Here is a 21,798-nt window from a genome sequence, read left to right as displayed (position 1 = left end):
AATTGGCGCTATCTGTTTCTTGCCGTAATCTTTAATGTACTGATCATCTTCTTATCCCGTATTAAAACAGCATTTTCATACAAAGCCACGGTAGGACATATATGAAATGGTAAGCCGTATAATACGTCACCGATTTTCCAGTGATGTCCTTCAGGAACCTCAGCGACCAGATGTTCTTCACTATGACCAATCATTTTCAGCTGAGGTGCATTTAAAAAGAACACCCTGTTGTTAAGTTCCTTTTCCGAAGCAATGGATTTATATCCCAGGTCGAGACAAATCAGGTTATCTCCCGGCATGGAGATGATCCGGGAGATAACCAGCGCTGCCGGCCGGAATTTTTGTTCAGGAATAGATTGCAGATACCCATGGTCCCAAAACACGAAGGTTCCCGGGCTACACTCTACATTATCCTGTCCAGTTAAAAAAGCAAAAGTAGGCGAGCCGCCTGCAATCAACGTCAGGCATTTGTGTCCGCGGTTGATCAGTATCTGCTTTAAAGCAAACACGGGTTTGAATGCTTTTTCCCACCATTCTTTCCGGACTTTAATATCCGGATGATTGATGTGGCCATCATATGCGTGCAAGCCTTTAAGGTTGATCCCGGGAAACCTGTTAATAGCTTTATAGAGATTGACGGTCAGCTCATCAGGGCGCAATCCCGTACGATGCATGCCAACATCCAAATCTAAGTATACCGAAATAACCATACCATTTTTAACTGCTGCGTCTGAAAGTTGCGATACGGTATCCAGATTATCTACCAGGCAAGAGAATGCTGTCTTTTTATATCGATGGATCAACGTTATCCAGCGCTGCGCTTTAATTAACGTGGGTTGGTAAGCCAATAAAACGTCTTTAACACCACAATTACCTAACATTTCAGCTTCGGAAATGGTAGCACATTTAAATTTCTGTACACCCGCTTCCATCATCATACGTGTTATTTCATCAGATTTATGTGTTTTAACATGCGGTCTAAGCCTGGAAACATCCCCCACAACATCTACAATTGACACAATATTCTCCTTCAGCCTTTCCTGGTAAATGATCAATGCCGGCGAGTCAATCTGGTCTACATTTTCAATTTCATACCAATCTTTAGTTTTCTCCTTCATCATATCCTAAACTACCAAATAATCCAATAAGTCAAAGAACATTTCCAGGCCAAAATCACTTTAGCCTGTTCAAAGAAGAGTAGCAGTGCAACTATTCCGGTATCCAATCCGCAAAGCGGGATATTGTACGGATATGCCTCACCCTTCTAAATACACCATCCCCTTCTCTGCTTCCTGCCAAATTGGTGTTACCTTCGATTCCCGTGCACCAATTATTTCTAATACTTTCAGTAATCCCACAATGCCCATTTCGTTTTAAGTTTGCGAAGTAGATCCCGTACACTAAACCCTGCATTATCATTATGCGCCCAGTCGCCGTCATGTCGAACGAACGTGAGGCATCTCTTGAACTTGGTTTAATCAATTTCGAATTCAAGAACAAGCCCGGGCTCCCGTTCTCGGCTCGGTATACCCGGCTTCAGCGAAACAAAAACTCACGAACGCCGCGCACCAGGGCGCAGGCGATTTGATACCCACGTAGTCAAGATAGATTCTAACACGCTCACCACTATTTTCAGCAGCTTCTTCCCTAACCCCGATTTCTTTACGGCGATTCCAATAACTTTTTCATAACCATTCTCCTCTTTTATAATATTGCGATCATTACCCCAATTGCTCCCAAAAAAAGTAAAGCAAACAAGGCAACAGAAAATTTTAACTGTTCCCATAACTCCAATGTTCTAAATTCCAAAACCATATTCTCCAGGGCAGGTAAGCCCAGCCTTAACCAGAAGCGATGGATTAACATCAGCCCAATACTGGTAGCAATTTCTTCTGAATTGCCATTAGGCAAAGTGAATATTTTTGACGTGGCAAACCACAACAACACCGCAATAAACGCTAACAACACATATTCTATATGCTTGTTCACCGGCATCCATTCCAGCTTTTTTATACTTAAATTCTTCATTATTGTTTGATTTTAAGGGGCCGTTTAGGCCCTATAATTTTACACCACAATGTGGTCGCCCAGGTACAAACTGTCACTTACCAATTTGCCATCAGCGGATTCAAAGCTTAGGTACACCTGTACATGATCTCCAGAAAAATCGGCAGGTACAAGTAGATTGTAACCCAATGCGGATCTTACCGCTCCGCCTCTCAGAAAAATGAATTTGCCTTTGGCAGCTGTACCCGTTTCAACTTCCGGCGCATTCGGCAAATCCAGATAACCTCTGCTAAACAACACATCAGCATATACCACCTTATACGGCGCAACCAACGTTACCGCGTTTTTCAGGTTGTAACCTATCGTCGCATTCATCGCCGACATTTCCGAATCATAGCCCGCAAAGCCTACATTCACGATGCCTCTAAGCCTCCTAAACCACGTTGTTACCGCAGTCATTTATCACGCTGGATCTGCTGCAATGCTGTTGGTGGTTTGTTCGATTTGCTTGGCCGTATAGAGAAAACATTTTTTCCCTTTACAACGCGGCCAACGTTGTTACCCGTTCTTCCTTGCAAATGATAGAAAGGGCCTCCTATTAAAAACCCATAATTATAAAATTTAATGGGTGAATTGACGTTTGCAACCTTTTTAGCTGTGGTCAGCAACGATATCATCAGCATTTCTTGTCAATCATCCTGTTCACCGCATTTCTGAAATCCTCAACAGTACCTTTCCAATCAAAGGGCATTGTCAGGCTCTCATTAAACCCAGTTTTTCCAGCAAAAGAACCTGCCACATTAAGAAAAAAGTGCCCCACCGCAGCAGGACACAACCAAACTTTATTTTGTCAATGGGAATTGGGCAAACTCCGTGACAAACGTATCTAAAGGGTGGTTTCTATCCAATTTTATTACGTGAATGTGGTAAAATCTTACGTGAACTTAGTATCAGCAACATCGAGGATAAAAAGAATGCCCCGCATGGCGGGGCATTCTTAGGTGAACTTGAAATCCACCGCTAATGTTTTGAGCAGAATGACCTACTTCCAGCCAGGATTTTGTTTCAGTTGCGGATTAAGAGCGATTTCGTTTAAAGGCAACGGCCACAAATAATCTTTACCGACATCAAATTTTCTGGCAGCAGCAGCTTGTACCAGGATATAGTTATCTGGGGTCAGGTTAGGTTTAGTGGTAGCAAATCCTGGTTCGCTCGCAAAGAAATAACTTCCTAAAACATTTTTCTTGAGTTCTGTTTCAGCTGTTTTCCATCTGATCAGGTCCCAGTACCGGAATCCCTCCATGGCAAGTTCTACCCTGCGCTCACGGCGCAGCTCGTTCCGCATATCCAGGCCATGGGTCTGCACAAAAGCATTGCTCAGATTTGGCAGGCCTGCACGCGGGCGTAAACGGTTAATGCTTTCATTGAGTTCCGTATCTGAAATAGAACCGTTGAGCTCATAAAGGGCTTCCGCATAAATTAAAAGTACTTCTGCATACCGGATGATGGGATAGTCGATAAACGTCACACCATTACCTACGGTATGGGAATCAACAAATTTTCGTGGACAAAATCCCGTGGTGTGAAAAATTAAGGAAGGGTTCTGGAAAGGCGCACCATACAGAAAGAGGTCGCCTGGTTTCATGATGGTCGCATTCAGCCGCTCATCCCGGTCAACAAATGTTTTGGTAAATGTTGTTGGAGGGGTATATCGGGGCGAGATTTCAATAGGCAAACCATCTTTCATCAGATAGGCATCTACCAATGCCTTTGTAGCATTTGTTGCCCCGTTCACTAAAGTTCCGCAGTTATAGCTCGAAATGTCATCGGCAGTGCTTTTACCATATTGCCGCACCAAAATGTTCTCTTTATTTTGGGGGCCTTCACCAGCATACTGAAAAAGTCCAAAATAATTTGAAAATATCCCATGCTCACCGCCATCTATCACTTTTTTTGCAGCGGTTACGGCCAGGCCCAGGTGTTTGCCCGGATTACCATCCTGGTGAAACTTGGCACGCGTGCCTTCAAATAACGCAGCCCTGGCCTCAAACGCCAAAGCAGCCGTATTGGTAATACGTCCATACCCTACAGCCCCACGTGCAGTTGGTGTCGGTAGCTTTGAAATGGCAAAATTCAGGTCCTCATAAATGGCATCGTAAATCTGCTCCCTGGGTGTTCTTGGTCCCATTAATTCAGGAGAATCTTCTTTTAACGAAGATAAGATAAGCGGAACATCTCCAAATTTCTGAACCAGCTGAAAATAGGCCCATGCCCGGAAAAAACGCGCCTCAGCAACATATATATTCACTGTAGCAGCAGGAACACCTGCTTTTTCTGCCAGGGGTGCCTTTTCTATAATATTACAGGCAGCCCTGATCAGCTGATAGGGTGTACTAAAATCGCTGGTCGTTGCCGGCACCAGCCTCGAACCATCACTGATTGGATTTGGAGCAGTTGCATAACCATCATCAGACCAATTGTCAGTGGTAATAAAAAGGCCCGGTAAAAAAGTATACAGATAATTGGTAGCGGCTTTTAAGTCATCCTCACTCTTCCAGAACGATCCATCACTAAGATTGGTTTCAGAAATTCGGTCAACCTTACATGCGCTTAACAGGCATAACGAAAGGAGAAGATATATTATATTTTTCATACTAATTTTTTTTATTGTTAACACTAACAGATCAGGGCCCATCAAAACGTTACATTTATCCCAACAGAGGCCGTAGCTGCAAATGGATAGTCAAAATCAACATTATTACTGTATTCAGGATTGAATATCTTGCTAAAGATCCCAAGCCTGGTAACTGTTAAAAGGTCCTGGCCGCTAAAATAAATCCGGGCACGGGATACATGTGCCTTTTTGAGTATGCCTTCAGGTAGCGAAAATCCCAGTTGAATGTTTTTCAAACGTATATATTTCCCATCCAGCATCCATTTATCAGAAAAGACATAGTTGTGCTGGCCACCACTGTAAGGACGCGGAAAGGCAGCATTCCTGTTTTCTTCCGTCCAGTAATCTTTATGGATATCTAAAGGCTGGCGCGGGGCTGTCACTTGCGGGTTAATGGTATTTACCGTTGCATAAAAAGTACGTGATCCTACGCCCTGAAGAAAAATTGAAAAATCAAAACCCTTCCAGTTGAAACCACCGTTAATCCCGAAATTATACCGGGGCTGCTCAGTACCGAGATAGACAAGGTCACCGCGGTCTTCTAAAACCCCGCCACCATTGTTAATGGTATGATCTGCGTTTTGGTCCAGGTACTTCACATCGCCTACACCTGTTCGGGTATTGTAAAACGGCGCGCTGGTAACCTCTTGCTGCGACTGGTAATAGCCATCAGTCTGGTAACCCCATATGGAACCTAAGGGGTAATTCTCCAGGATATTAACTATTCCGGCACCCACTACATTTCTGCCTGCATAACTGATGACCTTATTTTTATTGTCGGATAAATTAAAGCCTGCAAAATAGCTGAAATTACTGCCGATCTGGTCCCGGTAACTAGCTTCTATTTCCCATCCCCAGGATTTCAGTTCGCCATTATTGGTACGGGGGGTAGCTACCCCAAAAATAACAGGCAGCTGCAAAGGGGTTAACATATTCCGGTTAAACTTCACATAATAGTCAGCGTTTACAGACAGCTTATTGTTAAACAGTCCGAAATCCAAACCTCCGTTGGTTGTTTCTACAGTTTCCCATGTCAGGGAAGACGAAGGAACAACATTCTGGTAAAAGTACCTTGCACGGTCTTCAGACGCTCCCAATACCAGCGCATTGCTTCGTGAAAGCATATTCATAAAATCATAGTTGCCAATCACGTTTCCAAGCGCACTGCCCAGCTGGCCCCATGAAGCCCGCATCCTTAATGAGGAAACGAAAGAATTTGCCGGAAACCATTTTTCTTTATGTATGTTCCATCCTGCTGAAAGCGAAGGAAAGGTTTTAATCCTTAAACCCGGGGCCAGCCTTGAACTTTCATCTGTTCTTAAAGTTGCTTCAAACAAATATTTACTTTCGTAATTGTAGTTGATACGTCCAAAATAGGATTGGTAGGCATAGGTATTAATCGACTGGCTGTTTGTTTTGGTCGCATCATCGCCCAGTACCAAAGCCGGCAGGTCATTGCTCGCCAGGTTCTGTGACGAAGTATAAACAGAAGATACCCTGCTGTCTTCAAACTGGTAACCACCCAGAAGTTCAAAATGGTGTTTCGGCCCCAGGTTAAAAGCGTAGTTGACAAGAAATTGCAGGTTATTGTTTTGCTGCTGGCCCTGGGTAACTTCAAACTTATTGGTCTGGTTAATATAGCCTACCGGAAAATATCGTTGCCAAAGTTCAACCCTGCGGGAAAACAGATCCCGGTCTGACCGGTTGTATGTAGCGCCATAGATGGCCCTCAACTGCAGGCCCTTTACCAGGTCCGCTACTTTCAGGCTAAATATACCATCAAAATTATGGTTCGACTGGTTATCGTACCCACCTTCTTTAAGATAAGCATAGGCCTGGTTTGCCGAAATTCCCCCTTCGCCACTCAGTCTGCCCTCGGGGGTAAATATCGGCCATTTTTGCCGCAGGCGTAAGGTTTGATAAAGCAGTGTCGGCACGCTTAAAGAAGGCATTTCTGTATTCATCCGGGTATAAGAAATCTTGGTATCAAAAGATACATATTTGGAAAGGCTTGCGCCAAGATTTATCCTTCCGTTATAACGGTTATACTTATCAGGGCCAACTTTAAAGGCCCCATCCTTAGCATAAGCGCCCAGGGAAACCAGAAAATTTAATTTATCAGTTCCACCGCTCGCCGATATATTATGCGTTTGCATTGCCGTAGTCTTGCGTATGGTCTGGTCAACAAAGTCGTGCTGGTTAAGATAGATGTATTTATTGGTGTCACTCGGCGAAACATAATATTCTACGCGGTCTCTTATCATCTGCAATTCAGCGTCTGTATATGCCGGGGTCAATCCTGCATTTTTGGCGGATAAATTACTAAAGTTAGCTTCATCCAGCAGGCTCATTCTTTGCGGAACGTTCAACATCTGGTCAACCCCGAATAAATTTGCGTATTCAATTTTCGTCTTTCCGGCAACGCCTTTTTTTGTAGTAACCAGGATAACACCCCCTGCAGCCTGCGCACCATAAATTGCCGCTGCCGCAGCATCCTTCAAAAGGGTTACGTTGTCAATATCGTTTGGATTTAAAGATTGTAAGGTGCTGATAGGTGCAGAAACACCATCTACAACCAGGAGGGGATTTACATTTCCATTAGCGGATGTTGCTCCTCTAAGCTGTATCATGACATTTTCATTGCCCGGTTGTCCGGAAGTACGGGTAACCACAAGCCCGGGAGATGTTCCCTGTAGCGCAACGGCAAGATTGCTGACAGGTCTGTTTTCAATACTTTTCGAATCAACTGTTGATACCGCTCCTGTCAGGTTTATTTTTTGCTGTGTTCCATATCCAACCACTACCAGTTCATTCAATGCCGAGCTGTTTTCAATTAGTACAACCGATACCTGGCTTCGGTTACCAACGGCAACGTCCTGTGTAACAAAGCCCAGAAATGAGATGGTCAGGACAGCCCCTGGTTCAACGTTCCTAAGTGTAAATTCGCCATCGGTGTTAGTGCTGGTAGTCTGGGTTGCCCCCTTCACTTTAACTGATGCGCCGGGCAGCGGAGCCCCTTTCTCATCGGTCACTTTCCCCCTGATATCTGCAGCAATTGTTGTTTTAGGGTTTCCACCTCGTTTAATCACAATAAAATTATCGGAAATGGTATAGGTCAAAGGCTGGTTGTCAAAACAAATGGCCAGCACTTTCTCAATGCTTGCATCCCGGACACTAATGGTAACAGGGTTGGAAGCTTTTAAAACCGTATTGTTATAAAGAAAATCATACCCGCTTTGGATCCTGATCTCATTCACTATTTCGCTCAAAGGGGCATTCACCTTATTCAAGGTAATTCGCTGCGCAAAAGAACTTGCGCTTAGCTGCATAATTGCGGTAGTGAGCAGAATTACAATCAGTTTCATCACTAATAATATTTTTTTTATGGTGTGATGGCTCCTCTCCCGTTGATTCGGTTTCGGGGTTATAACCAGCACGAATTGGTTTAGCACATGGCGACTGCCGCCAGGGCTGAAATGTAAGTTTAAATTCATAAATTTGATTTGTTGGGTTTAGGTCTTAATGTTTGATTTCAGTCAATATTTTTATCCTTACCGGACGGGTAAGCTCAACATCCGCCAAGTCCCGATGGCAGTCGGGATTTGGTTTTTCCCTTATTTATTTAGTCACGATCACCCTCCTTCCCGCTAGTTTAAAGTGGACATCGCCGGTATATTCTAACATCTTCAGAATCCCCGATATGTCTCTGGACCTGGAAATCTTTCCTGAAAAGGTAAGATCAGAACCAGGCTTATCCCGATATTCAACTTCCACATCATACCATCTTGATATCTTTGCCATAATACTTTCCAGGCCTTCATTAAATTTAAAGTAGCCGTTTTTCCAGGCCACGGCATCCTCCATATCCACTCCACTTGTCACTTGAAGTTGGTTTCCCGATAGCTGTGCCTGATCACCCGGCTTTAGCATTTTTGACTCCGAACCAGTGATGATCTTAACAGATCCTTCCAGCAGCGTAGTTCTGGTTATCTTTTCATCAGCATAGGCCATTATATTAAAATGTGTTCCCAATACTTCAACTGTCTGCCCGCGGCTTGCCACGCGGAATGGCATCTTCTTATCAGGTGCAATTTCAAAATATGCTTCTCCAGTCATTTGTACCTTTCGTTCATGGCCAGCAAACCTTGTAGGATAGGTAATACTCGATGAAGCATTAAGGAATATCATAGAACCATCAGGCAGCTTTACCTGCCATTGCCCACCGGCAGGTGCTTCGATAGTATGGTATTCCACCTGCCTGTTCTCATTTGCGGTACCTGTTGCGTCATATACCAATTGTCCGTCGGCGGTTTTTGTAATTTTAACGCCCGATCGGCTGGCAACTTCACCATTTATGGCATCACTAAGCATAATTCTTTCCCCGTTGCCTAAAATCAAAATTGCCTGGTTTTTGCCTGGTCTGATTTTTTTATCCAGCACTGCAACCTGCGCTTTGGGATTTGATGTGGAGACATACAGGTATGTACCTAAACTTAATGTGATCAATAAAATTGCGGCAGCAGGAATTTGCCACCTTCTTTTAGACCAATAAGTGGATTTCTTCTTTGCATTGATATTACTCAACAGGCGCGCCGCAAATTGCGCTTCAGACGTGTCATTTGCAGCCCAGGTAACGGGTTCTGCTGTGTCCAGATCATACCATTTGTCTAGCTGTTCCTTTTCCAAAGGTGTAATAGTGCCCTTCATCCACTTATCGGCCAGTTCGTTTAGTTGTGATCGCGTTGGTCTTTTCATAAGGTAATCGTTTCTTATATAGTGTATAAGAAACAACGGTTACCCTACATTAAAAAAAAATAAAATATGCTATGCTTTTGTGATCAGCGCAACTGCAAAGACAAGAATTGCAAGAAACTGATCAATAGACACCCGCAGCACTTTGAGCGCTCTGGAAATATGGGCCTCCACTGTCTTTTGGGAAACATTCAGGTCCAGCGCAATCTCTTTATCGCTCATGCCCCCCTCCCTGCTCATCCGAAATACCAACTGGCACTTTTCAGGCAAGGCTTTCACCGACTTTTCAATTTCATCCCGCAGCTCATTAAAACCCAGCCATTGCTCGGTAGCATTGTCCGCTACATGTAACTTATACACGTCTTCTATGGGATCAGCTATCTCCCGTTTATTGGAAGCCATCTTCGCCATCACTTTGTAACGTATGATTGCGGCAATATAAGTATGAAAACTATTTTTTATTTTAATGCTATGCCTGCTTTTCCAGATGTCTGTAAATGCATCCTGGACAACCTCTTCCGCATCAGTATCAGATTGTAACTTGATAACGGCTTTGTATAGCATACGCTTCCAATACCGGTGATATAAAATAGTAAATGCCGCTTCATTGTCTTCGGCCAGCAGCAGATACAACTCATTATCTGTGAAAATGCTTAATGAATCCATGGTTACCTGTGAAAAATTAACGTCATCATCAACTCAAATACACTTTCAACAAACATAGGGTACGTAAACGAATATATAAATTAAAAAACAATTTAAAAGGATAATAGTCAAAGTTTTAAAAATATATCCTTCCATAAAATCTTTGAATCCACACTTAACATCAAATAAAACAGGAGGAAATAAAAAGAATGCCCCGCATAGCGGGAGCTTGATATGTTGGTAATGAGAAAGAATAATCGATTATATGCGTTGTAAGCTTACCTGCTTGGTATTAAAAGGGGTTCCCTATGGTTCCTCCCCTATCCAACCTCCTCACAATACAACACTCAAAAACCATTGAAACTGCACCTCATATCAACAAAAACATGGGGAAATTAGCCAGCAATGGAAAAAGTATAAGTAGAGTGTTTTGGGGAAAAGCGACAGATAATGCTATCGCTTTTTTGTTTTATATCGCGCAGGTATTGGAAGTAAATTTGGCTTATTTCCTAACTACAATAATTTTGTTTGCATAATCCATTGCAGCCGGAAAATCATGGGCAACACCATCTATCCAGTAAGCAGGTTGGCCAGAAGCCGAACCAAGGATATAGATCTTACCTTCAAAAGCAGTAATATCTTTTAAACCGGTTACTCCGGTAGGCAGGCTTTGTTCTATCCCGTCTATCCAATACTTGTAAGTAGTGCTGCTGCCGTACAGTTCGGCAATAATATGTACTTTACCGTTGGATACTACCAAAGCAGACCTCGCAAAATCATGAGATGAATGGGGTAGATCATGCTTTACACCAGCTACCCAATATTTCAAACTATAAGGTGCTGTATCTTCAAATTGAATGCCTACAATATAAACGCCGCCTTGGTTTATCGCAATTTTGTCAGCGCTGATCCTGCCTGGTATTTCAGCTGTTACGCCTTTTACAATGGAAACCGCCGAACCTGATGTAGATCTGCCTGCAATACCCACAGAATTTCCATCTGCAGAAAGTGAAATGTCACTAAATGCTTCTACATTAGGAAATGACTGCGCTACGCCATCAATCCAGTATTTATCATCATTTATTTGTGTCCCGATAACATGGAATTTTTCATCTTGAACTGTAGCAGCAGTATAACGAACAAATCCCCCAAGTGATAAAGGTAAAGTTTGCTCTGTACCGTCTATCCAATACTGAGAAACAATACCGTTATCTACCCAACCACTGGCAATAAAGTGTATTTTTCCTGCTTTGGAGATTGCAATAGCAGATGAGTTTGCCCACTGACGGTTTATTTTAGAATTAGACAACTGTTTTTCTATACCATCTACCCAGTACGTCGGAATACTATCATTCCATCCATTGCTATTCGGTTTAAATTTTCCTCCGGAAATTATGATACTTGTATGTGGATCCGTATCCGGCTCATCTTCCTGAGGATTTTCATTTTTTGAACATGCCGAAAATAAGGTTACGGCACAAAAAGATAGAATTAAAAGCTGTTTTAACTTAGACATATCAATGAATTAAAATGATTGGGTTCCCTATTTTTGGAATGTAGCACGAAAGTACACAGACCGTTCCATTTCTTGTAGCTTCAGTATCGGGTAACAAGAATATTATAAAATTATGTAAACTTATTGCAGTATAAGACAGACGAATTGGTAAAAGTACAGTAATAGTCCATGGGTGGGAAATGTTACGTTATAGCAATTGCGCATTTCCTTTTTTTGTTTAACTTCGGATACTAACAATTACCAGCATTCTAAACCCGATTCCAATTCTATGCCCCGTCATAATGTAACGATAAAGGATATTGCAAAAATTTTAAACATCTCTGTTTCTACGGTATCCAGGGCCTTGAGGGACACCTACGACGTGAATGAAGAAACCAAAGAAAAAGTCCTGGCATTGGCGGCTGAACTGAATTACAAACCAAATTTCAATGCAACTGGGCTCGCAAAAGGCAGCACACATAATTTAGGTGTTATTTTACCTTTCATTACCAACTACTACTTTTCGACAGTGATTACCGGTATCCAGGAAGTTGCCTACAACAATGGTTACAACATTATTTTATTCGTAACCAATGACTCGCATGAAAGGGAACTGGCTATTATTGATAACCTGGCTACCTCCAGCCTGGATGGCTTACTGGTTTCCATCTCATCTGATGCCGATTCCTGCAGCCATTTTCAGGAGATTATAGACGAAGGTGTACCTGTGGTATTTTTTGATCGTGTGGCCAGTGAAATTGAAACTTCAAAAGTATTACAGGACGATTATAATGGCGCCTTTGAGGCTGTTGAACATTTAATATCGAATGGTTATAGCCGGATAGCCCATATTGCAGGCCCGAAAGGAATGAGTTTTACAGAAGCGCGACTGAGCGGCTATAAGGCAGCTTTGAGCAAACACCATATACCTTTGAATGAAGACTGGATTATTTACTCGGGCTTTTCACAAGAGCATGGCGAAAAAGACACGGAGCAGTTAATGGAACTTAAACAAAAACCAGACGCTATTTTTGCGGTGAACGACAGAAAAGCAATCGGCGCGATGATCAGCTTAAAAAACAAAGGCATCAGCGTTGGCGAAGAGTTTGGCGTAATTGGCTTTACAAACGACCCCATGTCTGCCATTATCTCACCTGCTTTATCTACAATTGCAGAGCCAGCCTTCGAAATCGGCAAGCTAAGCTGCGAATTACTGCTCAAACACATCACCAAGAAAAAGTATTTTCACGGCGAAGAAGTGATTTTACCGGGAAAATTAATAATAAGGGAGTCCAGTAAGCGAAAAAAATAGTTTTTACCTGCTGTAAATGAGTCTCCCATTAACTAGGGTGTGCTGAATACTGATCTGCTCATCAAAGATCACCACATCTGCGTCCTTACCCGGTATAAGTGAACCTTTAAGGTCTTCAAGCCCCATAATCCTGGCAGGTGTTTTGCTGATCATCCGGACAGCCTCCACTAAAGGGACATCCGCCATGTGTACCATATTCCTTACCAGCCTGTCTGTTGTGGCCACACTGCCTGCAAAAGAGCTTCTGTCTGGCAGCTTGGCTACCCCATCTTCTATAATTACCTTCAACCCATTCTTTAAACTGCCCAAGGTACTTTCTCCGGGTGGCATTCCTGCTCCGCGCATGGCATCTGTAATCAATGCCGTACGGGATGCCCCTTTAATTTTATAGATGAGCTTCAATAAAGGCGCAGGCAAATGAACGCCATCTGCAATGATCTCTACATCCATTTCATCGATAAGATACCCACTTTCCACCACTCCAGCATATCGGAAACATTCGCGGCGGGTTACGCCAGACATGCTGGAATAAAAGTGTGTGGCCAGGCTATAACCATTTTCAAAGGCCTCCAGCACCTCTTCGTAAATGGCATCCGTATGGGCAATGGCCGCAAGCACGCCTTTCGACTTTAAATATCGTCCAAATTCGATGGCCCCTTTTAATTCAGGCGCAGCGCTCCATCTTTTGATGATATTGCTGGACGCCAGTATTTCCTGATATTCTGCAGGATCAGGATCCCGGATATAACGGGGATCCTGGGCACCTCTTTGACTCAATGCAAAATACGGGCCTTCCAGGTGCATCCCTATAAACTGCGCACCTTTATTATTCTGTTTATCAGCTTGCTCGTAAATCCGGAGCGTTTCCAGCAGATCTTCCTTTTCGCTCGTTAACGTAGTTGGGCACATGGCTGTGGTCCCGTAACGGGCATGGGCTTCTGCAATACCCAAAAAGGCCTCCACAGTATTGTCCATAAAATCATGGCCGCCACCACCGTGGATATGTAAGTCAATAAAACCAGGTGCAACATAATTCTCCCTGGCATCGATTTCCAGGGCATCCGGAAAATCCAGGTTACCTTGTTCCAGGGCAACGATCTTCCCCTCAGCAATCAGCAAGGTTCCTTGTTTAATGATCTGGTAAGGCGTAATGAACTGCCCGTTATATATTTTTACCCTTTTTTGGTCCATGAGTTTACTAGCTTGAATATTCTGGTTTCCAGATTTGTACCATTTCTGTCTCCGCGGCCGTATTGCCCATGTGAATGGCAATAGAAGAATCCTTAGCCGTAGCTGCATTCGAAGCCGGTTTACTTTTGCTGAGTATACAATTTACAAAATCTTTCAATGCATATACCGTTGGTTCCAAAGATTTTTCCCCTGGCTTTTCAAAAACCAGCTCGTTGCCCTTACCCTGGGTGGTGGTTGCTATGGTAGCTCCGGTTACCCCATCAACAGTTCCCCGCTTGTTATTCAGGGATTCCGGATAAATGAACGCTTTATCCCGCTGTATTTCCAGTGTGGCCTTATCCCCTAAAATGCGGATACCATACCCGTTATACGCATTGGAAAGCACAGAAGTTACACTTACTTTAATGTCTTGAGGATATTCATAAATGGCCCTGATGTTATCATAAGTATCCCGGCCATCTTTCCAGTAATTGACGCTGCCCATAGCGGTAACTTTTAAAGGATGGGTATCAGTCAGGTAATGGACCGCATCTATGGCATGGGCACACAATTCCGATAAAGGGCCGCCACAATATTCTTTATACATCCTCCAGTTGATGGCCCGTTCCATTTTCGGGTCACTTACCGGAAAACGCCAGTTGGAGTTCCGGTTATACTGGCATTCAAAATGCGTAATCTTTCCTAACCAGTTCTGGGCCATAACTTCTTTTACTTTATGATACAGGCCATAGTAACGGTACTGATAGCCTACCTGGAAAACCAGGTTAGACTGGCTCACTTTTTTTTCCAGATCGATAGCCTGGGCAATGTCGTAGGTCATGGACTTTTCCAGGTAGATGTGCTTTCCTGCAGATAAAGCAGCTATCGCCATTGGATAGTGCAGGTAAAGTGGGGTAGCAATAATTACTGCATCGATACTTTTATCTTCCAGTAACCTGCGGTAATCCGTATAGGATCTGGCCCCTTTAGCTGCCTGCTTCATGCCATTTGCCAGATGTTCCGGAATGGGATCACAGCAAGCTACAACCTGCATTTCCGGAATACCCTGTATGAGTTTGATCAAACCAGTACCCCTCGACCCTGTTCCGATTAACCCGATCCTGATCAATCCTTTGTTTGGATTTGCCTGCGTCCATAATGGCATACCCGCATAACTTAAGGCCATACCAGAGATGGCAATGACATTGCGGCTTAAAAATTGTCGTCTGGAAAGTTCTTCCGGTTTCATTGTATGAGCTCTTATTTTAGAAAAAATCAATATATTAAATTCTGAGTATCCATTAGTTCAACGACCAGTTTCTGATGCGATGGCCTTTGAATGCATAAAATATTAAATATAAATAACATGGGAACAATACCCAGTAGGCTGTTCTTATATCATAAAGATCAGCAAAATACCCATAAAAAAGTGGCATAATTGCGTTACCGCAAAGCCCCATGATCATAATAGAGGCGCCTAATTTGGTATACCTGCCCAAACCATCCAGCGCTAAAGGCCAGATTCCGGCCCAGACAAGGGAATTTGCCAGTCCAAGTAATACCACAAACCAGATAGAAACATCCGCAGTATGCCCAAGAATACGTACCGGTCCATGCCCAAAAATGATCAGCAAAGTAAACAGTGCTCCCAGCAGGGTACAGATGCGGAGCACATTCACCTGGCTGATGAGTTTAGGTATGATGATAATGCCTATAGTATAACCGCAAATCGTAGCAAATAAAGTATAGGATGGAAATATTTTGGCTTCCAGCAAATGAATATTCATAGAACCTGCATACCCGATAATCGTATCAATGGCGATAACCTGGGTACCCACATGCAGAAAAATCGCGACAGCCCCCAGTATCAGATGGGGGAAATGAAAGATACTCGTCTTCCCTGAATTTGCAACCGCTACATCGTCGGTTTCATGTTCTGTATCAATTTCTGGTAAGGGCGAATAACGCACCATAAGCCCCAGACCGATAAGCACTGCTCCAACACAGGTGTAGGGAACTATAACCCTTCTGATCAACTCATCCAATGCCGCGTTTTTTGTGGTTTCGTCCATCAACGGCAAAGCTTTGAACAATTCGCCATCTGTTGCTTTTAAAATCACTGCAGCAAACAATAAAGGGGCAAGTATTCCGGCTCCTTTATTACAAATCCCCATAATACTAATGCGCTGGGCAGCCCTTTCCTTCGGCCCCAAAACCGTAATATAAGGATTGGCTGCGGTTTGCAGGATGGCTAGCCCTGCCCCCAGCGAAAACAGGCCCAGCAGAAATATTTCATAAGTGCGTGTATACGCTGCCGGAACAAAAATAAACGCACCAACAGCCATCGTCCAGAAACCAATCATCATCCCCTTTTTAAAACCCAGTTTCTTCAACAGAAAAGAAGAAGGCACCGACATCACAAAATAAGAAATGTAAAAAGCAAAGGCAACCAGGTAAGACTGGAAATTGGTCAGTTCACAGGCTATCTTAAAATAAGGGATCAGTATCGCATTTACCCATGAAACAAAGCCAAAGATAAAAAACAGCAATCCTATGATCAGGATGGATAGGAATGTATCACGCTTACTCAGTGAACTTACGGCTACGGAACTGACTTGTTTTGTCATTGCGAATTGATTATTTATAAAGTTTTCAATAACGAAACTAAGGATATACCTCTACAATAAAAGACTGCAAAACAGATAAAACAGCGGAAACGTTATCGATAACGTTCTCGCTGTTTTATTACCCGATTACGCACTTTTCTTAAAAGTCATTTAATAGCTTTGAATAAAACTCAAGGATCATTTCAATCATACTTTAATGAAGAACAACAGAAGAGATTTTTTAAAACTTAGTGGTATGGCAGGCCTCGGCCTGGCAGGTTCGGGCATTTTATCTGCATATACCGGCAGGGAGCTACCCAGTTCGGAGCAGACCATAAAGCTGGCTGGCAAGGAACATAAACAGGAGTTCAACATGAGTGGATATGCGGCCCCTAAACTGGATACCGTACGCATTGGTTATATAGGCCTCGGCAACCGCGGTGGTGCAGCAGTAAAACGGATGACGCGTATTGCAGGCGTCAGCATAAATGCATTGTGCGACATCCGCCAGGAAAAAGTAAATACTGCCGTTCAAGCTTTAAAAAAGACATCCTATAAACCTGCATTATACAGCGGAACCGAAGATGCATGGAAAAAATTATGCGAACGGGATGATATTGACTTGATTTACATTGCCACTCCCTGGGCCCTGCATACCCCAATAGCCCTTTATGCCATGAACCATGGCAAACATGTTTGTACAGAAGTTCCGGCAGCCACTTCGCTTGAAGAATGCTGGCAATTGGTGCAAACGTCTGAGCGGACAAAAAAACACTGCATGATGCTGGAAAACTGCTGTTATGATTTCTTTGAAATGCTTACCCTTAACATGGCACAACAAGGTTTTTTTGGCGAAATTATACATGCTGAAGGGGCATATATACACGATATCCTGGAAGGCAATTTCTCCAAAACCAAAAATTACAACCAATGGAGGCTGAAGGAAAACATCAAGCATAAAGGCAATTTATACCCTACTCACGGATTAGGTCCGGTTTGCCAGATCATGAACATCAACCGTGGTGACCAGATGAAGTTCCTGGTATCCGTTTCGAGCGATGATTTTATGATGAATGAAATGGCCAACACGCTTGCCACTAAGGATGCTGCTTATAAACAGTTTATCGGAAAGAGCTATAATGGCAACATGAATACCAGCACTATTAAAACGCATAAGGGCAAAACCATTATGGTACAGCACGATGTGACTTCTCCAAGACCATATTCCCGTTTGCACCTGGTAAGTGGAACTAAAGGCACGGCACAAAAATATCCTGAACCTGGTCGCGTATCAACAAGCCACGAGGGCTGGTTGTCGGCCAATGAAATGAAAGCACTGGAAGAGAAATATACACCAAACCTGGTAAGAAAAATTGGTGAAATGGCCAAACAGGTAGGTGGACACGGGGGCATGGACTTTTTAATGGACTGGCGGACTATAGATTGCCTGCGCAATGGCCTGCCGCTTGACCAGGATGTTTACGATGCCGCATTGTGGAGTTCCATTCTTCCATTGAGTGAATGGTCGGTAAACAACCGTTCCAATTCTATCGATGTGCCAGACTTTACAGGCGGATCCTGGAAAAAGAACTTACCAGTAGACATCTCCCTGTCAAAAGGAGGAACTACGGCTGTGATTTAGAAAAATAATACAAATAAAATGATAACAACGGGACTGCATATGTCAGAAGGGCTGAATATTGCCTGTAAAATCCCTCATATAATATAAATACGAATGACAATAAAAATGGAGACAAGTGTAACAAACAACCCTGTTGAACTGGGAATAGCAGCCGGAAAAGCCGCTGCAGCCCTGATCAGGGAAACCATTGTTAAAAATGGTAAAGCAAACATTATCCTTGCCACTGGGGCAAGCCAGTTTGAAACCTTAAATCAACTGATCAGAGAGGATATTGACTGGAGCAAAGTAACCATGTTTCACCTGGATGAATACATTGGCTTACCAGAGTCGGCACCGGCCAGCTTCAGAAAATACCTGAAAGAACGTTTTCTGGAAAAAGTATCGCCTTTAAAAGCCGCATACCTGGTAAACGGGGAAACCGACCCTGAAGCAGAATGCAAACGTCTGGGAGAGATCATAACCCAAAACCCGATCGATGTGGCATTGGTGGGCATTGGCGAAAACGGCCATCTCGCCTTTAACGATCCGCCTGCAGATTTTGAGACCAAAAGACCGTACCTGGTGGTAAATCTGGATGAACAGTGCCGGAAACAGCAGTTCGGCGAAGGTTGGTTTAAAACCATTGAGGATGTACCAGGTCAAGCCATCAGTATGTCTGTTCAACAGATCTTAAAATCGAAACACATCATTTGCTCTGTACCCGACTCCAGAAAAGCGCAGGCCGTAAAGGATAGCCTGGAACAACCAGTTAGTAATAAATATCCTTCAAGCATTTTGCAGCTGCACCCGGATTGCAGATTTTTCTTCGACAAGGCTTCCGCCGAATTGCTTACTGAAGCATAAATAAAAAGCGCTTTCTTAGGAAAGCGCTTTTTATTTACCAATACCGATTCAATTAGACATTTAAATTGCAACCGCCCTATATTTTCACGAACATCCCATTTTGCCTGGAGCTGATGTTGTTGAATTCAATAATATAAGAACCTTGTGGAAGCTGAGTAACATCAACTTCTGTTTGCTGTAAACCAGTCTGAACAGTTCTGCTAATTACTTTTTTACCCATTATACTGTAAATGTTCATGATGGCCGATGGACTGGCTTTAGGATGATGAACAGTTAAGATCCCTGAAACCGGATTCGGGTATATCTTCAGCTTTTTAACTGCTTTTATTCCAATGGTATCAGGCATTTTAGCAACACTTAAACTACGGACTACCAGTAAAGGATTGTCAATGCTTACAGTATTGCTATAAGCTATATCTCCAGTATCGTCAATGCGTTTACTCCCGATCTTATAGTATACCAGCTGATGAGGTGCCGCATTGTCTTTCATCAGGTAAGCGGTTTCATTGATTGATGCAATAACTTCAGAAATCTTCTCAAATGTAATATCGTCAGTCGATCTATACAGCCCCAGCCTAAACTGATCTTTCGCCCAGTCTATATGAAAACTGACCTTAACGGTATCCAACCCTCCCTTCTGGGCGTCAATTCCGAGGTAGGAAACCTGCTGATCGGGCGAAGGTATGCCATTCAGGTATTTTTCGAGCATGGTATAGCCATCTGTGCCATAAGTATTTTTATCTACACCTATGGAATCGGATACAGAACCCTGAACCATCTTTTCCCACCAGTTGGGCAGGCCATCGTTATCCGTATCCATTGGATATGTTGTACTGTTCAGTGTCGGCCAGCCGCCAACTGTATTCTGGCTATCTATGATACCGGAAGGATGCACCATACCACTGGCTACATAGCTATTGTCTTCATAAGTTGCAGTACCTGTACGGGTTTCTTTAATGATCCGCCTGTCAACCGTATCCCGGCGTGGCAGAATGGCCCCTGCACTGTTCATAACAGCATTAAAAGCATCTTCTGCAGTTTGCGTAGCCACTGGCGCGTAGGGAAATGGTGTTAACGCCTGCCCGGCAGCCTTCATGGCCGCCGCATTGTAATAACTGTCCAGCTGTACCCCCTTTGTCCAGTTATCCGCAGTAACGTCTGAAAACCCATGTACATAGTTTCCACTCACATAGAATTTCCCTCCAAATACAGTATCTCCTGCCAGAGTTGTACTGTAACTGGTATATAGCAAAATCCTGTTTTTTCGGTTAGTAGCAGAGCTTGTTGCAGCACCGGTGGTTGCCGGTCCGGCCTTATGATAATTATTCACCATATTATAGTGCCCCCCTGGACCTCCATATGGCGAGCCCACCCAATTGTAAACCACATTATTTCTGAAATCTCCATACTCCAGCTCAGGCTGCAAAGTAGTAGTGCTGCCAGAAAAACGTGGGTTCCTGTTGGAATTACTGGCCAGCAGGTTATGATGGAAGGAGACATTCTGGCCTCCCCATATCCCTCCGTAGCCATGAGGCGTACCTTTTGTATGAAGAGATTGATACAGACTTTCACTTAACATGCTCCATTGCAGCGTAAAGTTCCTGACAGCGTAAAAAGATCCCACTTCGTCGGTAGACCAGCTCATGGAACAATGGTCGACAATGATGTTGTTAAAAGGCTGAGTAATGGGATTTCCAAAATTGTTATACATGGCGTCCACCACCTTAGAGGAATCACCAGGCACAGTGATCACATCGCCCGGCCGGGAGCGGATGTGTCTCACAATAATGTTATTGGCCCGTATTCCCAAACCATAATTTTTTAAGCAGATACCATCGCCCGGGGCAGTTTGCCCTGCAATGGTAATGTTGTCCTTTGTAATGGAAATGACACTTTGCAGGTTAATGGTGCCTGATACCTTGAACATTACCGTGCGGTTTGGCTGAGACACGGCATCACGCAAACTCCCCGCAAGATTATCATTAAGATTGGTTACATAGTATACCTCAGCACCCCTTCCGCCCCTGGCATAACGGCCGCCACCCTCGGCACCTGGAAAAGCCAGCTGCGGACAAACTTCAATACTCCCACTAACCGAAACATCTTTTGAGACCAGGTATCTGCCATCATTGAATGCACTGGTTGTCCAGGGATAAACCCTGAGGTAAAAAGTGCCGTTATCTGGAACTGGAATATTCAGGTTTGCAAATGTAGTTAGCGCAGGAACTGAACCAGATGTTAGCGTTACATCCGGATTTAAATTGGTAAAAGTGGTTCCATCTGTTGACCAGCAGATGCGTGCATGTGCATAAGCCGAAGAATTAAAACTTAAGGGGATTTTAACCTGGCTTACCACAAAATTATACCCCGCAGCCGGGCTTAACGCATATTGCACATACCTGCTGCTATCGGGGCCGGTATTTGCAGGCCAGTTCCCATCCAGAGGTAAAATACGCTGTCCCCCGTTTCCCGAAATATAGTTGTTTACTTTAAGCCCGGCTAGTGTCTGCGCATCCGCTATTACCTTACCTGCTGTCGTCCCGGTTTGGTTTGTCGTCAGCGCCCAGTCTGAAACCGGAGCAGTAGTTGTAGTCCCGGTAATGGCCAGGTTCTTTAAGATCAGATATTTATTACTGATCACACTTGACGTCC

At 43.6% G+C, this 21,798-nt stretch carries 15 protein-coding genes; 3 read left to right on the top strand and 12 right to left on the bottom strand.

The annotated features are described in order from the left end of the window. Window positions 1-8: 8 nt before the first annotated feature. From R2Q85_RS17550 to R2Q85_RS17515, 8 genes are all read right to left on the bottom strand, one after another. Window positions 9-1,121 carry a D-TA family PLP-dependent enzyme gene (locus R2Q85_RS17550; RefSeq protein WP_316813095.1) on the bottom strand — a complete coding sequence of 371 codons (1,113 nt, stop codon included), beginning with the start codon at window positions 1,119-1,121 and terminating at the stop codon, window positions 9-11. Window positions 1,122-1,704: 583 nt separating this feature from the next. Further along, window positions 1,705-2,028 carry a hypothetical protein gene (locus tag R2Q85_RS17545; RefSeq protein ID WP_316813094.1) on the bottom strand — a complete coding sequence of 108 codons (324 nt, stop codon included), beginning with the start codon at window positions 2,026-2,028 and terminating at the stop codon, window positions 1,705-1,707. A gap of 39 nt (window positions 2,029-2,067) precedes the next feature. Beyond that, window positions 2,068-2,466 (bottom strand): DUF6266 family protein, encoded by a 399-nt coding sequence (locus R2Q85_RS17540; protein WP_316813093.1) that lies wholly within the window; start codon window positions 2,464-2,466, stop codon window positions 2,068-2,070. Window positions 2,467-3,049: 583 nt separating this feature from the next. After that, complete coding sequence (locus R2Q85_RS17535) at window positions 3,050-4,660, bottom strand: RagB/SusD family nutrient uptake outer membrane protein (protein ID WP_316813092.1); 1,611 nt, start codon at window positions 4,658-4,660, stop codon at window positions 3,050-3,052. 41 nt (window positions 4,661-4,701) lie between these two features. Then, complete coding sequence (locus R2Q85_RS17530) at window positions 4,702-8,046, bottom strand: TonB-dependent receptor (protein ID WP_316813091.1); 3,345 nt, start codon at window positions 8,044-8,046, stop codon at window positions 4,702-4,704. A gap of 253 nt (window positions 8,047-8,299) precedes the next feature. Beyond that, entirely contained in the window at window positions 8,300-9,436 is a 1,137-nt protein-coding gene (locus R2Q85_RS17525) for a FecR family protein (protein ID WP_316813090.1), read from the bottom strand. Window positions 9,437-9,505: 69 nt separating this feature from the next. Then, window positions 9,506-10,099 (bottom strand): RNA polymerase sigma-70 factor, encoded by a 594-nt coding sequence (locus tag R2Q85_RS17520; RefSeq protein WP_316813089.1) that lies wholly within the window; start codon window positions 10,097-10,099, stop codon window positions 9,506-9,508. A 481-nt stretch (window positions 10,100-10,580) separates the two neighbouring features. Further along, the gene (locus R2Q85_RS17515) at window positions 10,581-11,594 is read right to left on the bottom strand and encodes a hypothetical protein (RefSeq protein WP_316813088.1); all 1,014 of its coding nucleotides are present in this window, start codon (window positions 11,592-11,594) and stop codon (window positions 10,581-10,583) included. Between the two features lie 268 nt (window positions 11,595-11,862). Here R2Q85_RS17515 and R2Q85_RS17510 point away from each other — a divergent pair, with 268 nt between their 5' ends. Beyond that, the gene (locus tag R2Q85_RS17510) at window positions 11,863-12,885 is read left to right on the top strand and encodes a LacI family DNA-binding transcriptional regulator (protein WP_316813087.1); all 1,023 of its coding nucleotides are present in this window, start codon (window positions 11,863-11,865) and stop codon (window positions 12,883-12,885) included. Window positions 12,886-12,888: 3 nt separating this feature from the next. Here the strand turns inward: R2Q85_RS17510 and nagA are convergent, their stop codons facing one another. From nagA to R2Q85_RS17495, 3 genes are read right to left on the bottom strand one after another with little or no spacing between them, the layout of a single operon-like run. Continuing rightward, window positions 12,889-14,076: an N-acetylglucosamine-6-phosphate deacetylase gene (nagA, locus tag R2Q85_RS17505; RefSeq protein ID WP_316813086.1), complete on the bottom strand. Its 1,188-nt coding sequence runs from the start codon at window positions 14,074-14,076 to the stop codon at window positions 12,889-12,891. 7 nt (window positions 14,077-14,083) lie between these two features. Continuing rightward, window positions 14,084-15,304: a Gfo/Idh/MocA family oxidoreductase gene (locus tag R2Q85_RS17500; protein ID WP_316813085.1), complete on the bottom strand. Its 1,221-nt coding sequence runs from the start codon at window positions 15,302-15,304 to the stop codon at window positions 14,084-14,086. Window positions 15,305-15,356: 52 nt separating this feature from the next. Next, a complete protein-coding gene (locus R2Q85_RS17495; RefSeq protein ID WP_316813084.1) occupies window positions 15,357-16,682 on the bottom strand; it encodes a sugar MFS transporter in 1,326 nt (441 codons plus the stop codon). Between the two features lie 196 nt (window positions 16,683-16,878). Between R2Q85_RS17495 and R2Q85_RS17490 the strand changes: the two genes are divergently transcribed. Together R2Q85_RS17490 and R2Q85_RS17485 are read left to right on the top strand one after the other, a co-directional pair. Further along, window positions 16,879-18,303 (top strand): Gfo/Idh/MocA family oxidoreductase, encoded by a 1,425-nt coding sequence (locus R2Q85_RS17490; protein WP_316813083.1) that lies wholly within the window; start codon window positions 16,879-16,881, stop codon window positions 18,301-18,303. 93 nt (window positions 18,304-18,396) lie between these two features. Continuing rightward, complete coding sequence (locus R2Q85_RS17485) at window positions 18,397-19,146, top strand: glucosamine-6-phosphate deaminase (RefSeq protein WP_316813082.1); 750 nt, start codon at window positions 18,397-18,399, stop codon at window positions 19,144-19,146. A 76-nt stretch (window positions 19,147-19,222) separates the two neighbouring features. Here R2Q85_RS17485 and R2Q85_RS17480 read toward each other — a convergent pair. Further along, window positions 19,223-21,798, bottom strand: a 2,576-nt coding sequence (locus R2Q85_RS17480; protein ID WP_316813081.1) for a T9SS type A sorting domain-containing protein, incomplete at its 5' end; no start/stop codon positions are given.

This window comes from Pedobacter heparinus (assembly GCF_032678725.1).
Taxonomy (GTDB): domain Bacteria; phylum Bacteroidota; class Bacteroidia; order Sphingobacteriales; family Sphingobacteriaceae; genus Pedobacter; species Pedobacter heparinus_A.
Note: the sequence above shows the minus strand (reverse complement) of the source record. Positions and strands in the feature narration are given on the sequence as shown.

What these genes read in the sequence shown, in the direction of transcription:
- R2Q85_RS17550 (WP_316813095.1), bottom strand. Translation starts at nt 1,121, where the DNA reads ATGATGAAGGAGAAAACTAAAGATTGGTATGAAATTGAAAATGTAGAC.
- R2Q85_RS17545 (WP_316813094.1), bottom strand. Translation starts at nt 2,028, where the DNA reads ATGAAGAATTTAAGTATAAAAAAGCTGGAATGGATGCCGGTGAACAAG.
- R2Q85_RS17540 (WP_316813093.1), bottom strand. Translation starts at nt 2,466, where the DNA reads ATGACTGCGGTAACAACGTGGTTTAGGAGGCTTAGAGGCATCGTGAAT.
- R2Q85_RS17535 (WP_316813092.1), bottom strand. Translation starts at nt 4,660, where the DNA reads ATGAAAAATATAATATATCTTCTCCTTTCGTTATGCCTGTTAAGCGCA.
- R2Q85_RS17530 (WP_316813091.1), bottom strand. Translation starts at nt 8,046, where the DNA reads ATGAAACTGATTGTAATTCTGCTCACTACCGCAATTATGCAGCTAAGC.
- R2Q85_RS17525 (WP_316813090.1), bottom strand. Translation starts at nt 9,436, where the DNA reads ATGAAAAGACCAACGCGATCACAACTAAACGAACTGGCCGATAAGTGG.
- R2Q85_RS17520 (WP_316813089.1), bottom strand. Translation starts at nt 10,099, where the DNA reads ATGGATTCATTAAGCATTTTCACAGATAATGAGTTGTATCTGCTGCTG.
- R2Q85_RS17515 (WP_316813088.1), bottom strand. Translation starts at nt 11,594, where the DNA reads ATGTCTAAGTTAAAACAGCTTTTAATTCTATCTTTTTGTGCCGTAACC.
- R2Q85_RS17510 (WP_316813087.1), top strand. Translation starts at nt 11,863, where the DNA reads ATGCCCCGTCATAATGTAACGATAAAGGATATTGCAAAAATTTTAAAC.
- nagA (WP_316813086.1), bottom strand. Translation starts at nt 14,076, where the DNA reads ATGGACCAAAAAAGGGTAAAAATATATAACGGGCAGTTCATTACGCCT.
- R2Q85_RS17500 (WP_316813085.1), bottom strand. Translation starts at nt 15,304, where the DNA reads ATGAAACCGGAAGAACTTTCCAGACGACAATTTTTAAGCCGCAATGTC.
- R2Q85_RS17495 (WP_316813084.1), bottom strand. Translation starts at nt 16,682, where the DNA reads ATGACAAAACAAGTCAGTTCCGTAGCCGTAAGTTCACTGAGTAAGCGT.
- R2Q85_RS17490 (WP_316813083.1), top strand. Translation starts at nt 16,879, where the DNA reads ATGAAGAACAACAGAAGAGATTTTTTAAAACTTAGTGGTATGGCAGGC.
- R2Q85_RS17485 (WP_316813082.1), top strand. Translation starts at nt 18,397, where the DNA reads ATGACAATAAAAATGGAGACAAGTGTAACAAACAACCCTGTTGAACTG.